Origin of the sequence: Rhodococcus sp. P1Y (assembly GCF_003641205.1) — a bacterium.
In the GTDB taxonomy this organism is placed as follows: domain Bacteria; phylum Actinomycetota; class Actinomycetes; order Mycobacteriales; family Mycobacteriaceae; genus Rhodococcoides.
The window spans coordinates 5006416-5020610 of the sequence record NZ_CP032762.1; the positions used below are offsets into that span (position 1 = coordinate 5006416).

Genomic DNA, 14195 nt, shown 5'->3' on the forward strand with positions numbered 1-14195 from the left:
GCGTCAGTCCATGTTGGGGATGACGAAGTGATTGGCGGTTGCCTCTTTCTTGCCCGACGGCCACCGCTGCGTGACCGTCTTGGTCTTGGTGTAGAAGCGCACCGAATCGGGTCCGTGCTGGTTGAGATCACCGAAACCGGAGCGCTTCCAGCCACCGAACGTGTGGTAGGCGATCGGTACCGGAATCGGGACGTTGACCCCGACCATGCCGACCTGAACCCGAGAGCAGAAGTCTCGGGCCGTGTCACCGTCGCGGGTGAAGATGGAGACACCGTTGCCGTACTCGTGCTCGGTCGGGAGCCGGAGTGCGTCCTCGTAGTCCTTGGCCCGGACGACGATCAGGACCGGTCCGAAGATTTCTTCCTTGTAGATGCGCATGCCCGTCGTGACCTTGTCGAACAACGTTGCGCCCGCGAAGAATCCGTTCTCATGACCTTCGAGGACGAAGTCACGGCCATCGACGACGAGCTCGGCGCCCTCGTCGATTCCGATCTGGGTGTAGTCGTTGACGCGCTTCAATGCGTCGCTGCCGACGAGCGGGCCGAAGTCGGCGTTCTCGTCGTCGGAGCGGCCGATCTTCAGGGTCGCGACGCGTTCTTTCAGTTTGGCCACCAGTGCATCTGCGGTCTCTTCGCCTACCGGGACGGCAACGGAGATGGCCATGCAGCGCTCACCCGCGGAGCCGTATGCAGCACCGAGGAGGGCGTCGGCGACCTGGTCGAGATCGGCGTCGGGCATGACCAGAGCGTGGTTCTTGGCTCCGCCGAAGCACTGCGCGCGCTTGCCGTTCTTGGCCGCGGTCTCGTAGATGTACTGCGCGATCGGAGTGGAGCCCACGAAACCGATTGCCTTGACACGGTCGTCGTTCAGCAGCACGTCGACGGCGTTCTTGCCGCCGTTGACCACGTTGAAAACGCCCGGAGGCAGGCCGGCTTCGAGGAAGAGCTCGGCGAGCTTGAGGGGTACCGACGGGTCACGCTCGGAGGGCTTGAGGATGAAGGCGTTTCCGCACGCGATGGCCGGGCCTGCTTTCCACAGCGGGATCATGGCCGGGAAGTTGAACGGGGTGATGCCTGCGACGACGCCGAGCGGCTGACGCATGGAATAGACGTCGATACCGCCGCCCGCGCCCTCGGTGTATTCGCCCTTGAGCAGGTGCGGGATGCCGACAGCGAATTCGACGACCTCTAGGCCACGCTGAATATCGCCCTTGGCATCGGCAATGGTCTTGCCGTGCTCACTGGACAGCAGGCGGGCCAGCTCGTCCATGTCCCGGTTGATCAGCTGCAGGAACTTCATCAGGACGCGGGCTCGGCGCTGCGGATTCCAGGTGGCCCACTCGCGCTGCGCCTGTTCGGCGTCGGCGATGGCAGCTTCGACCTCGGCGTCGCTCGCCAGAGGTACGAGCGCCTGCACCTCGCCGGTGTTGGGGTCGAACACGTCGCCGAAATTGCCAGACTGTCCGGAGACATGCTTGCCACCGATGAAATGTGTGAGTTCGCGAGCCATGAAATCCGTCCTTACAAGTACGAGGAGATTATGTGTGCCCATCCTATAGTTGGACTTCCATGTATGTCCAGAAGTCGTAGTGGCACGGTTGAGCGCCCGGTAGGGCACTTAACCGTGCCACTGGCGGCGAAGCCGCCTTCACAAGCGTTCGTAGAACGCCTTCAGATCGGCTACAGCCCTGCTGACCTCATGTTCCTCCGAGCCGTCGGCACGGAAGACCTTGCGCAGGATCAGGGGGTCGAGATCGTCAACGGCCGCGGAGAACGCCACCTTCGGCAGTGCGGGGAACGACGCCTTGTCCGCGAACCAGTCACGGCGATCGAACTCGGTCTCGGTGTCTCCGACGCCTTCGATCAGCTGATCGAGGTCGACTCCGCGCAACGTCAGAATCGTGGCAGCGGACGCATCGATGTGCTCTGCTGCGATGTACATCAGTGCGGCGGCGTGCTTGCACGGCCACCCGTCGTCCGGGCAGGTGCAGTCGAAGTCGAGTTGCCCCTTGTCGTGCGGCAGCAGCACCGAGGCCAACGCCTGCGGAATCGCGTTGGACGCGAGCTCGGCGAGCATGCCTGGGTTGGAACTGACTCTCTCGATCAACGCAGCTATCTGACCGTCGGTCAGCGGATCGACCGTCACCGACGCCGAGAACGGTTCGAGCTGACTGCCCTGAACCTCACCGTAGATCTGTCCTCGCTCGACGCCCAGATTGAGCACCTGGCCCCCGCGCGCGTAGGTTCGTCCGCGAGCGATACGGCCTGGATCGGCCAGATCTTCCATCGCGGTGACGAAGTGTCTCCCCCACCAGGTCTGACCGAAGGCGCCGCGCTTGTTCTGCGACTCGATGCCTCCCTTGACCTTTCGACGCTTACCGTACTGACTGAAATCGGCCATCATTCACCCACCGCGTCTTCACTGAGGCGAAACAGTTCTCGCAGTTGAGCGGTATCCATCTCGGTGACCCAGTTCTCACCCGACCCGACTGCAAGGTCCGCGAGGTCCTGTTTCGAGTGCAGCATCGAGTCGATTCGTTCCTCGACCGTTCCGACGCAGAGCATCTTCTGCACCTGGACGTTCTTGCGTTGGCCGATTCGAAACGCACGGTCGGTGGCCTGATTCTCGACCGCGGGGTTCCACCAACGATCCAGATGCACAACGTGATTGGCCGCCGTCAGATTGAGACCCGTTCCCCCGGCCTTGAGCGACAGCATCATGATGGGTGGCCCGGACTCGGCCTGGAACGTCTCGACCATTGCGTCGCGCTTGGCCTTACCGACGCCGCCGTGCAGGAAGGGCACCTCGGTGCCGAATCGCTCGGCGAAATACGGTGCGACGAGCTCACCGAACTCGCGGAACTGCGTGAACAGCAACGCCTTCTCGTTCTCGCCGAGAATCGCGTCGAGCATGTCCTCCACGAGCGCGATCTTGCCGGATCGATGCTGGCCTCGCTTGAGGACGGGCGAGCCGTCGGACAGAAAATGGGCCGGGTGGTTGCACACTTGCTTGAGCCGAGTCAGAGCCGACAACACCGCGCCTTTGCGCTTCATCCCCTTGGCGTCGGCGATCTGCGCCATCATCTCGTCGACGACTGCCTTGTACAGCGCCGCTTGCTCGGCGCTCAGATTGGAGCGCACCGTCATCTCGTTCTTCTCCGGCAGATCGGATATGACGGTCGGATCGGTCTTGAGGCGCCTCAGAATGAACGGTGAGGTGATCGCGCGCAACCTCGACAGTGCACCCTCGTCTTTTTCGCGTTCGATCGGCACCGAGAATCTTTTACGGAAGTCCGTCGGCCTACCGAGCATTCCCGGATTCGCAAAGTCCAGAATCGATCTCAGTTCGTCCAGACGGTTCTCGACGGGTGTGCCGGTGAGTGCCAGTTTGTGCTCCGCGGGAATAGCGAGAGCTGCTTTCGCCTGCACGGTGCCGGAGTTCTTGATGTGCTGCGCCTCGTCGAGAACGACACGGCGCCAGCTTTGTTCGGCGAACTGCGCCCGGTCCTTGGCCATGAGTGCGTACGTCGTGACGATCAGATCGTGTTCGCCGATCGCCTTGTCGAGTTCCTCGCCCTTCAAACGCGCAGGCCCGTGATGGACCATCACCCGAAGGCCCGGGGTGAACTTCGCGGCCTCTCGCTGCCAGTTGCCGACAACCGACATCGGAGCTACGAGCAGCGTCGGCGACGGGCTCTGCTCGTGGGAAAGAAGGGTGAGCACCTGGAGCGTCTTTCCCAGACCCATGTCGTCCGCCAGTACGGCACCGAGCCCGAGCTTGCTCATGAAGGCGAGCCATTCGAGCCCGCGCTGCTGGTACGGACGCAGAACGGCGTTGACACCAGCGGGAAGTGGAATCTCCTCAGGAGATGCGCCCGGTTCGAGCAGCGCCTTCGCCCACCCGGTGGCCCTGATGTCTTCGACGGGAGCAGGCGGCGGATCGGCGAGGGTCATCTCGCGCATGAGCGCACCGAGCGGAGTGCCGTCCCCGTGATGCTCGGCGACGTACTTCGCAGCACGGGCCAGTTGACCACCGTCGGCGAGCACCCACTGGCCTCGCAACCTGACCAGATCACCCTTGGACACGGCGAGACGGTTCATCTCGGCTTCGGTGAGCACCATGTCGCCGAGTTGCAACTGCCAGTCGTACGACACGAGCTCGTCCATACCAACCGCACGATCAGCCGCGGCCTTGGTGACCGCGGGTGAGTCGACCCGCAGACGCATCGACGGATCCATCCGCGTCCACGCCCTCGGCAGCAATACCGTCGTCCCGCTCGATTGCAACGCCGCGACGCCATGTTCGACGAGGTCGATGACGACCGACGTCGGAAGCAGCAGATCGAGCGAGTTCTCCTCCGACGGCAGCTCACGTAGCAGCGGATACGCTGCGACGGCTTCCCCCAGCTTTCGGACGGCCGTAGCCAGCAGCGTTGCGTCGATCTTTCGACCCAGGGGAACCGGAACGGGCGCCTCCCCGTCTGCACGAAGACAGACCTGCAGCCGCCACAGGGTCTCTTCCTCACCCGGGGTGTCCTCGTCGTCATCCGGCTCGAGCAGCCGCAGAACCAACGACGGTTCGTCGACGGTGAGTGTGCCGCGCCACTTGTCGAGCAACGTCGACATCTGTTGGGTTCCGCCCGAATAGGGATCGTCGCGGATCAACGCGGACAACAGGGGGTGATTCGAATCAGGCTTGCCCAGAACGGATCTGACGATGGGGTCGGTCAGCTCCTGCGTGATGTCCTCCAAGACTTTCTTGGGCCGGTGCTGCGCTCGCTGCACCGACGGCATGGCGAGGGCGAGTTCGTTGAGCCACGCCCGCTGGCGTTCACCCCCGACGAGACGCCACCTCGGCCACCATTGCCCGTCCATCAGCACCAGCGCAGGCACGACGCGCCCGGCGCGGACCCACCGCTCGATCCCGCGCGCGACGTGAGCGAGATATCTCAGGTCACCCGACAGCAGCGGGTGGTCAATAGGCGTGCGCAACAGCAGCTCGGCGGCGTCGGCGGGTGCCAATGCGATGGCAGGCATCCGAGCGATCGTCGGTTCGCCCGCGGATGGCAACGACACCTCGACCCGATGCCGAAACGGTCGCGTCAGGATGCGTGCGTGAACAGCGGGTAGCTCCGGTTCGTCGCCGACGCTCACCTCGTCGTCCCACAACATCAGTCCCCCGTCGGGCGACCAGAGACCGTGCAGCATCCGTCCATCCAACCAGTGTCTGTGCGCGTCCGACGAGCACGGTGCACCAACCGCGCTCCGACGGCGCGGAATCCTTCCGTCATCGGAACGCAATGGGTACACCGTGCCCATCGAGTCCGGACATTTGGCACAGTGGAACCATGATCGCGTATGGGTTCAGTGAGTACGGAGGCCCGGAAACAGAGTTCTTTCTCGACGTTCCGATCCCGGATCCCGGGCAGGGGCAGGTTCTGGTTGCGGTGCATGCAGCGGGAGTAAATCCTGCGGATTGGAAAGTGCGAGCCGGCAACCGCAAGGACAGTGTGCCGACGCTGCTGCCCGCGGTTCTGGGTCGCGAAGTGTCGGGCACCGTCGTTCAGGTCGGCACCCACGTCGACGGGCTGTCCGTCGGTGACCATGTGTTCGGATCGACAGCGGCTGGGCACGGCGGATACGCCCAATACACGGTGTTGAACGCGTCGAACGCTGCGCGCAAGCCCGAGTCCGTGTCGTTCGTCGCCGCTGCAACGTTGGCGGTCGCGGCCGGAACCGCGTTCGACGCCATCGACCAACTCGCACTGACCTCCGGCGCGACGCTTCTGGTGCTCGGCGCCGGTGGAGGCGTGGGGTCCGCGGCCCTGCAGATCGCACGGGCTCGCGGGCTGAAGACCATAGGCGTCGCGAGCACACACAAGCAGGAGTGGGTGCGAAGCGTCGGTGCCCGATTCGTGCCCTCGGGAGAACACTTTGCCGATTCCGTCGACACGGTCGTGGACGGAATCTTCGATCTGGTGGGTGGGGACGTACTGAGGTCGGCGGTATCGCTGATCAAGCCCGACGGACCTGTTGTCAGCGTCGCGGACTCGATGCTGGCGGCGTCGCTGGGCGGATCCGGTGTGACGCGCCGCAGGACCACCGAGGCGTACGAGGCCGTCGCCGAACTCGTCGCGAACGGAACATTGCACCCTCGAATCGATCAGGTATTTCCGCTCGAGCACGCCGGGGAGGCGTTGGCCGCAGTCGAGAGCGGCCACGCGGCGGGCAAGGTCGTCATCGAGGTCACCTGACGTGTCGGTACCGTACGGCACACTCTCTTCTCGACTACGGATACCGATGATGGGACGTGTGTGAAGAAGCTGCGGGTGGCACTGCTGATGGTTGTTGCAGCCGTGGCGATGGCGGCATTCGGTTCTTGCGACACCACAGGGATTCCAGGACTGTCGCCGCCACCTCCTGCGCCCGGTAGCCCGACGCGCGTCCAGATCGAAGAGTTGCTCGGCCGGGTCCAGGTCGTCGCAGCGAGGCCTGACGCCGCCGGTTACGAGCGCGGGTGCAAAGCAGGCGAGGGTTGCGTGTTCGGCCCTGCATGGACCGACGACTACGACGGGCCCGGCGGCCACGACGGGTGCGGCACCCGTGACAATGTGCTCGCGCTCAGCATGACGAACGTGATGTTCCGCGACGGCACTCGCAACTGTGTCGTCCTCGAGGGCACGCTCGCTGATCCGTACTCGGGCGAGCGCCTCAGCTTCACGAAGGCCGACGCGGGCAAGATTCAGATCGACCATGTGTACCCGCTGTCCGCGGCCTGGGACATGGGCGCCAACGGCTGGCCGGTGGACAAACGAGTCCAATTCGCCAACGACATCGATTTCAACCTGCTTGCGGTCAACGGCGACGACAACCAGTCCAAGAGTGACTCCACGCCGTCGCAGTGGCTACCACCCAATGCGGCCTACCACTGCTTCTATGCAGGCAAATACCTGTCGGTCGCCGCGCAGTACGCGCTGCCGATCACGCAGGAAGACCAACGAACACTGTCCTCGGTGGCCCGCGACTGCTGAGTGTCCCCAGACTGCTGGGAGTATTGTCCAGACAATGTCGCGAAGCTTCCTGAACCGTGAGACTCAACTCTGCATGTCCCTCTCCGGACGGCCGAGCAACATCGGAACCCGCTTCCACAACTACCTGTACGACGAGTTGGAACTGAACTTCGTCTACAAGGCATTCACGACGACGGATCTCGCCGCCGCGGTCGGCGGCGTTCGCGCACTGGGGATCAGAGGCTGCGCCGTGTCCATGCCTTTCAAGGAAGACGTCATCGAGTTGGTCGACGTCATGCACGACTCGGCCAGCGCCATCGAATCGGTCAACACCATCGTCAACGACGACGGTGTGCTGCACGCCTACAACACCGACTACCAAGCGGTCGCGAATCTGCTCGAGTCCTCCGGATGGTCGACCGAGTATTCGGTAGCAGTGACCGGAAGCGGCGGAATGGCCAAAGCTGTCGTTGCAGCACTTCGTGATTCGGGCTTCACGCGCGGAACCGTTGTGGCACGCAACCCGAAAACCGGCCCGGCTCTGGCGGAGACCTACGGTTACGACTGGTCGCCGGATACCGTCGGAGCCGACCTTCTCGTCAACGTCACTCCCGTCGGAATGGCCGGCGGGCCCGACGCGGACTCCTCCCCGTTCTCCGACGAACAGATCGACTCGGCGCAGGCTGTGTTTGACGTCGTGGCCATGCCGTCGGAGACGCCGCTCATCGTGAGAGCCCGTGCCGCAGGCAAACCCGTCGTGACGGGCGCGGCAGTCATCGCGTTGCAAGCCGCCGAGCAGTTCGCCCTCTACACCGGCGTACGTCCGAGCGACGATCAGATCCAGCGAGCGTCGGAGTTCTCGCGCAGCTAGCTCGAAGACCGTGTAGAGGTATGAAAACGACAGTTACCGCACCGTCAAGGTCTGGTTGACGTCTACAGGCGATTAAATCGGTGTTCGGTGCAACCCTGGACGTTGCCGAGCTCTCGCGCGCGCCTACCATCGCTCGCGAAAGCTGCTGTCCGACATGGTCATCAAAGTGCGGAACTGTGTGAGCAGAACCAAAATCGAAGCCCTTTCGGTCGGTGTCGGTGATTGGCGGCACCCGTAAGGTCTGTTGACATTCACGCTTGATCGGTAGTTCGATTCCGGACAAGTCGCCAGTGGTTCTTACCGTCGGCACGTCGGTAGCCCAGCTCGTCCAGAACGTTGACCGCGATCGCGAGGCCGCGCCCGCGTTCGGCGAAATCGTCCGGGAGTGACACGGCGTTCAGGTCGATGCGCGCGGGTTTGCCATCATCGCAATAGCGGGCCTCGATTCGGCCCGGGAACACCTCGAGTTCGAGCCGTATCGTCACAGACCCACCTGACTCCGAGTGCTCTATAATGTTGGCACCGATTTCGGCGACAGCGAGCTCGAACGTCATTGCGTCCGTGTCGTCTAGCGCATGCTCCGCGAATACATCAGCCAGCAGCCCGTGGATGAGATCAAGGGTCTCCGGACGCGTGACGTCCTCGAGGACACGCACACCGGCAGAGTTACTCATCAGCGAATGCGGCGTCGATCGAGGTGTATGTCCGCAACACCCGATTCAGGTTCGTCAGCTCCAGCACTGTTTCGACCTGCTGCGACGGGGTCGCAATCCGGAGATCACCGCCGGCCTGCCGAGCTGCTTTGAGCCCTGAGACCAATGCCCCCAGCCCTGAGGAATCGATGAACTCCGTCTCGGACAGGTCGACAACGATGCGAGAGTTGCCGCCTTCGACGAGTCCGTGGAGCTGGGCGCGCAGTGTCGGAGCCGCCACCATGTTGAGACGTCCCTGTGGGGCCAGCACCACAGCACCGCCGTCGATGGTTCGAGTTTCGTAAGTGGGCATCATGGCCTTTCTTCGTCGGGCCCGCGGTAACGGACCGCTGTGATCACAACACTCAATATCACCAGGTCGAACAGGACCCAGAACAGATTGACACCGACCCCGAGCACGGAAATGGCCCCGCGGTAGAGCTGGAAGATTCCGATGATCGATGCCATCACCAGGATGACCATCGCCACCAGCTGAGGCCGCACGATGTGCCAGGGCAGCGAGTCCTGGGCCTGCTTCGTCTTGGGAGTCACGGCGAAGCCGAGCGGGCGGTTCATGTAGACATTGCGAAATGCCGTCGTGCACGCTTTTATCCAGACCGGAAAGAGGGCGAGGCTGTACTGCTGTCCTCTCCACGTCGGTGTTCCGCGACTGACCACGAAGAACAGCACCTGGTTGAGAAGTAGGAACGGGATGAGTCTGCTGAAAAAGTCCCAGCTGTATGCCTGAACAGGCATGATGCCGAGGACCAGATACACCACCGGCGCCGCGATGTAGGCGATCGCGGCGAATCCGGCGAGGTAACTCCACATCGTGGCCCAGTACATCAGCCGCTGCGCGACGGTGAGACCCTTCTGAACGAGCGGGTTTTCACGGAGCATCACCTGGATGGTTCCCTGTGCCCACCGAAGCCGCTGAGTGACCATGGTTTTCAGGTCCTCGGGCGCGAGGCCGTACGCCAGGTTCTCGTGGTGATAGGCGGAATTCCAGCCCAGCGTGTGCAATCGCATGCAGGTGGCCATGTCTTCGGTGACCGAGATGGTTGCCAGTGGAAGCATCGGCTGCGCCTCATCCGACCGACCCACATCCACAGCGTCGATCATGGCTCGGATCGACTCGAGCGCACCGAGAGGTGACCACTCGTGGTCGGCGAGCACCGCCAGCGCCTCGTAGTCCAGAGCCCCTGCACCGCTCTCGGACTCGCCCAATTCCTGGAGTGCTTGGATTGCTTCGAGATCGGCGCGCATCATCTCCAGGTCGGAATCCACCAGAGTTCGGGCTGCGGCGTCGACCTGTTTCTGAAAGCGATAGGTAATCTCGGCCAGGGGTTCGCGGGCCTTCAATCGGGATCGGGCTTCCTTCACCGCATCGCCGACGGCGTCGAGAGCGGCGAGGGCCACAGGATTGTCCGAGCCGACCTGTTTCCTCGTTTTGCGCAATACAGATTTCGCCGCCCGCAAAGCGCGGTCGATCCCGTCCTCGACCGCGCTGACGTACTGGGTAATTCCCAATTGCATCAGGGCCTCACGGCGGAGAACCGCGTTCGACCCGCAGAAGAACGCCGCGTTCCACCCGTCCTTGCCCTGCTGAATCGGCCCGTAGAACAGCGGAGCCTGACTTCCCAGTGGATCCGACTTCGGAACGTTGACGAAGTACTGCGGGGTCTGCACCAAGGCCATCTTCGAATCTTGGAAATATCCGAGTGTGCGGTCGAGTATCTGTGGCTCGGGTATCTGGTCGGCGTCCAGGATGAGAATGAATTCACCGTGGGTCTCGAGAAGGGCGTTGTTGAGGTTGCCGGCCTTGGCGTGGCGTGGCTTGTCGATCCAGCTGACCGACCGCGTCAGATAGCCGATGTCGCGCTCGGCAGCGACGGCCGCCAGTTCTTCTCGATCGCCGTCGTCGAGAATCCACGTCGAGTGCTGGTATCGGATGTCCTTGGCTGCGAGGGCGGTCTTCATTACGAGATCGATCGGCTCGTTGTAGGTCGTGATGAACACGTCGACGGTGGCGCCTTCGGGCGGTGCGGGCGGATCGTTCCGATGCTGCAACCGCCACATCGTCAACCCGAACAAAAGGGAGTCGATCAGGCTGTATGTCTCCGCCACTACCAGCGGAACGGCGATCCACCACGCGTCCCAGTTGACCGACACGAGCCAGCGCCACACGATGTAGTTCACGCCCAACGCTGCGGTGAGGACGATGAGCAGACGTAACCACGGCGAGGGGGACGTCCGTACCGCGGTCTTGCTGTCGGTGCGGTGAGTCATCGAGCGTCATTTCGACGAACGGCAACGACGGTGACGTCGTCGATGGGGGGACGCACCGCGGCCAGGTCGCGGACGGCGTCACACAGAGACTGCGGTGTAGGGCACCCGGCGAGAATTCGGTGAACGGCGGTGGAGTCGCTCTTCTCGGACATCAGATCGAGTAGTCCGTCGGACGGAATGACCATCATGTCGCCCGGATGCAACACCACTGTCGTCGTGTCCCACACCTCGTCGGGCAGGATTCCCAACGGGAGACCGCGGCCACTCACAGGCTCGACTGTCCCGTCGGCCCGCCTTACGAGGCACAGGCTATGTCCGGCGTCCACACACTCCACGACGCCGCTGTCGGTGTGCAGGCGGGCATGGAAAACGGTGGCAAACGTCTCGGTACTGGCGAAATCCTCGGCGAGTTGGTCGGCAACGATCTGCATCAGGTCGCCGAGAATTGCATCGGTACCCGCTGCATCGAGTGCTCGCGAGGCAGCGCGCATCGCGGACCGCACGCTGGCAGTCAGAATGGCAGCACCGAGGCCCTTCCCCATGACGTCGGCAACTGTGAAGGTCAGTCCGCCGCGCCACCGGTAGTGATCGTAGAAGTCCCCACCGACCGCGAACGCCGGCACACACATGGATGCGACGGCGTAACCGGGCACCTCCGCCAGGGGCAGCGGTAGTAGCTGCCGTTGCACAGCCGATGCGCGCTCGAGGTCGTCGGTGTTCTCGATCTCACGCTGCGCCCACGCCGCCATCTCCCGGAAAGCGGTGCGCTGATCGGCACTCAACTCGCGAGGTTCGATATCGAAGATGCAGAACGTACCCACTGGATGCCCGCCGGGCCCGTACAGCGGGTAACCGGCGTAGAACCGAACACCGCCGTCAGCAGCAACACCCGGCAATTTTGCGAACTCGGGCACTCGAGTGAGATCCTCGACGATGAGGGCCGGATCGTCGGGTTGCGTATAGGCACGCGCAACCGTTGTCTGACAAACGGTGTGCGGACGAGGAACGTTCTGTACGTCCATGCCATCGATGGCTTTGAACCACTGCCGATCTCGCGCGAGCAACGACACCGACGACATCGGCACTCCGAAGACTGCACGCGCCATGCGGGTGATCTGCGCGAATCGGTCCTCGGGCGCCGAATCCAACAAGTGCAGTTGTTCGACCGACCGCAGTCGAGCGTCCTCGCGTACGTCGTTTGGCCGGGGGTCGACCATGGTCATGACAGACCCGCCTTTCGTAGTGCACGCCCCATCGCTGCGGCGGCCTCCTCCGTGCTGTTGAGCCGCCAATCTGCCTCTTTGTTCTGTTCGAACCAGACGAATCCGGTAGCTCCCTGCTCGGCGTCGAGGTAGGCCACGAACTCTTCGATCCAGTCCGCTTTCGAGCCACCTTCCTCGGCCGAACCGACCTCCGTGACGAGGAGCGGTGTGCCTGGAGCCAAGGCGCGGAGCTCATCGAACGCGGATCCGAACAGATCGTATGGGCTTGTCCAACGGTGGCCGGGTGCACTCGTTCCCCAGTTGTAACCGTCGACGCCGATCACGTCGACGTACTCGATTCCCGGATACCAGTCGGACATCGGACGAATCTCCTCTGCAACAGGGACATTGGGCGCCCACACCCACTTGACGTTGGTCGCGCCTTTCGACATGAACAAGTCGTGCACGTGCCGCCAGGCCGCCACGTAGGTGTCGGGTGACGTGCCACCCATCGGAGACCACGGGTACCAAGTTCCGTTCGGCTCGTGCGCGAAGCGCAAATACACCACCGCTGCGTGCGCGACCAGTTCGTCCGCCCATCGGTAGAGGTAGTCGTCATGCTTCCCGGCAACGATCGAGGCCATCGTGAACGCTCCGCGGTCGTAGTCGTCGCCGCCGTAATGCCGCCACGGCTCCCAGGTGAGTATCGACGACGCGCCCGTGGCGGCAACCGCGTCGAGCTGGCCGATCGGGGGGACTGCGGCGAAGTCATGGAAAGAGAGCACAAGACTGGGGTCGACGCCGACGGATTCCGCGACTGCCGCCGTCTCACCGACGGCTAGAGGCCCGTTCGGTGTGCTCACCCCGAACCGAAGACATGAACCGTCCGACTCCTGCAGGGAGCCAGAATCGTTCGAACATTCGGATGCCGAGCTGCACGCGACTGCCCCCGCCGTCATCACCGCACCACACAGCATCAGTACGGCCATTCTCGACACCGACCGCATCACTACTCCCGTCGAACGCGGAACCACACCTTGTGAACTATCACAAAAGCACATGCCCGACCGGGCGTATTCCGAAACAAGCCTCACGGCCCCTGGGCCAGGTGCGCGTGCAGAAATCACTTATCGTCCGCACGGAAATGTTGCAGACCGCGTTGGGCGGTCGCGACTAGCTTGTTGAACTGGTTTTCGTTATAGCCGGTTGCTGTGACGTCAGCTGCGGGCACTCGAGACGACCGACGCGATCATGCCGCTGCCTGACGTGGCCTGACGTGGCCTGACGTGATGACTTTCTGAGTGCTTATGGGTCTGTGCGCACGGCCTTGATTGCCAGTGAGAAATCAGGTCAGGTAGATAGGAGCTTCCACTGAAAAATCGGTGGTCGGAAACAGGGATTTCGTTGGTCGAAATTTGTTGTCTCAGAAAAGTTTCAGGCGCCCATGATCTGGCCGCGGAAACCGCGGTAGAACCGTTACCGCGGTTTTGACCAGGAACGCGGGGCCCCGGTGATGAAACTGCAGTCGAACCCGCGGCACCGCAAGCCGGAACTCTGGTTGTTCCCTCGAGGGGCATTCGACACTTCCTGCGCGACGGCATGCTTGGTGTTCCACCGTCGCACCAGCTAGCTCAGTCGCAGACCGCCTTTGCCGCATCCTCGGCGGTAGCGAGTGCACCGGTTTCGTACTCGCCGATCGCTGCGACCTTCGCAGCCGACGCGGACTGCGGATCGAAGGTGTAGCCGAGCCACTCCCTGGCCAGCCGACGCGCAAGCTCGATGCCGATGACGCGCTGACCCATGCACAACACCTGGGCGTCGTTGCTCAGGACGGCACGCTCGACCGAAAAGCTGTCGTGTGCCGTGACCGCTCGGATGCCGGGGACCTTGTTGGCGCTGATGGCAACTCCCAGACCCGTACCGCACACGAGCAACGCGCGGTCGGCTGAGCCGTCTGCGATCATGCGGGCTGCGGTGACGGCCACGTGCGGGTAGGCGGTGTGTTCGTCGGTCCCGACGCCCACATCGGCTACCGACTCCACTCGGTCGTCCTTCTCGAGATCGGCCAACAACGCTTGCTTGTACTGCAGCCCTGCGTCGTCACACCCGACGACGATACGTAGCTTGCTCAT

At 63.1% G+C, this 14195-nt stretch carries 12 protein-coding genes; 3 read left to right on the forward strand and 9 right to left on the reverse strand.

Annotated features, from left to right (window positions below; genetic code table 11):
• Window positions 1-3: 3 nt before the first annotated feature.
• The 3 genes from D8W71_RS23060 to D8W71_RS23070 all read right to left on the reverse strand — a co-directional run bounded on the left by D8W71_RS23060 (window position 4) and on the right by D8W71_RS23070 (window position 5207).
• Window positions 4-1509 (reverse strand): CoA-acylating methylmalonate-semialdehyde dehydrogenase, encoded by a 1506-nt coding sequence (locus tag D8W71_RS23060; RefSeq protein WP_121116908.1) that lies wholly within the window; start codon window positions 1507-1509, stop codon window positions 4-6.
• A gap of 138 nt (window positions 1510-1647) precedes the next feature.
• Complete coding sequence (locus tag D8W71_RS23065; protein ID WP_121116910.1) at window positions 1648-2403, reverse strand: SWIM zinc finger family protein; 756 nt, start codon at window positions 2401-2403, stop codon at window positions 1648-1650.
• Complete coding sequence (locus D8W71_RS23070; protein ID WP_121116912.1) at window positions 2400-5207, reverse strand: DEAD/DEAH box helicase; 2808 nt, start codon at window positions 5205-5207, stop codon at window positions 2400-2402. Before D8W71_RS23070 ends, D8W71_RS23065 begins: the two co-directional genes overlap by 4 nt.
• 140 nt (window positions 5208-5347) lie before the next feature.
• Here D8W71_RS23070 and D8W71_RS23075 point away from each other — a divergent pair, with 140 nt between their 5' ends.
• The 3 genes from D8W71_RS23075 (at window position 5348) to D8W71_RS23085 (ending at window position 7880) form a co-directional block, all read left to right on the forward strand.
• Window positions 5348-6253, forward strand: coding sequence for an NADP-dependent oxidoreductase (locus D8W71_RS23075; RefSeq protein WP_121116914.1), 906 nt, complete (start codon window positions 5348-5350; stop codon window positions 6251-6253).
• 108 nt (window positions 6254-6361) lie between these two features.
• A complete protein-coding gene (locus D8W71_RS23080) occupies window positions 6362-7030 on the forward strand; it encodes an HNH endonuclease family protein (RefSeq protein ID WP_236078122.1) in 669 nt (222 codons plus the stop codon).
• A gap of 34 nt (window positions 7031-7064) precedes the next feature.
• The gene (locus tag D8W71_RS23085; protein ID WP_121116916.1) at window positions 7065-7880 is read left to right on the forward strand and encodes a shikimate 5-dehydrogenase; all 816 of its coding nucleotides are present in this window, start codon (window positions 7065-7067) and stop codon (window positions 7878-7880) included.
• A 251-nt stretch (window positions 7881-8131) separates the two neighbouring features.
• On the opposite strand, the gene D8W71_RS23090 is transcribed toward D8W71_RS23085, so the two are convergent.
• From D8W71_RS23090 to D8W71_RS23115, 6 genes are all read right to left on the reverse strand, one after another.
• Window positions 8132-8554 carry an ATP-binding protein gene (locus D8W71_RS23090; RefSeq protein ID WP_121116918.1) on the reverse strand — a complete coding sequence of 141 codons (423 nt, stop codon included), beginning with the start codon at window positions 8552-8554 and terminating at the stop codon, window positions 8132-8134.
• Window positions 8547-8885, reverse strand: coding sequence for an STAS domain-containing protein (locus D8W71_RS23095; RefSeq protein ID WP_121116920.1), 339 nt, complete (start codon window positions 8883-8885; stop codon window positions 8547-8549). The genes D8W71_RS23090 and D8W71_RS23095 overlap by 8 nt, the downstream gene beginning before the upstream one ends.
• Window positions 8885-10861 carry a glycosyltransferase family 2 protein gene (locus D8W71_RS23100; protein WP_121116922.1) on the reverse strand — a complete coding sequence of 659 codons (1977 nt, stop codon included), beginning with the start codon at window positions 10859-10861 and terminating at the stop codon, window positions 8885-8887. The genes D8W71_RS23095 and D8W71_RS23100 overlap by 1 nt, the downstream gene beginning before the upstream one ends.
• Window positions 10858-12084: a PP2C family protein-serine/threonine phosphatase gene (locus tag D8W71_RS23105; RefSeq protein WP_121116924.1), complete on the reverse strand. Its 1227-nt coding sequence runs from the start codon at window positions 12082-12084 to the stop codon at window positions 10858-10860. The genes D8W71_RS23100 and D8W71_RS23105 overlap by 4 nt, the downstream gene beginning before the upstream one ends.
• The gene (locus D8W71_RS23110) at window positions 12081-12926 is read right to left on the reverse strand and encodes a glycoside hydrolase family 26 protein (protein WP_328588806.1); all 846 of its coding nucleotides are present in this window, start codon (window positions 12924-12926) and stop codon (window positions 12081-12083) included. The genes D8W71_RS23105 and D8W71_RS23110 overlap by 4 nt, the downstream gene beginning before the upstream one ends.
• A 768-nt stretch (window positions 12927-13694) precedes the next feature.
• Window positions 13695-14195 (reverse strand): ribose-5-phosphate isomerase, encoded by a 501-nt coding sequence (locus tag D8W71_RS23115; RefSeq protein WP_121116928.1) that lies wholly within the window; start codon window positions 14193-14195, stop codon window positions 13695-13697.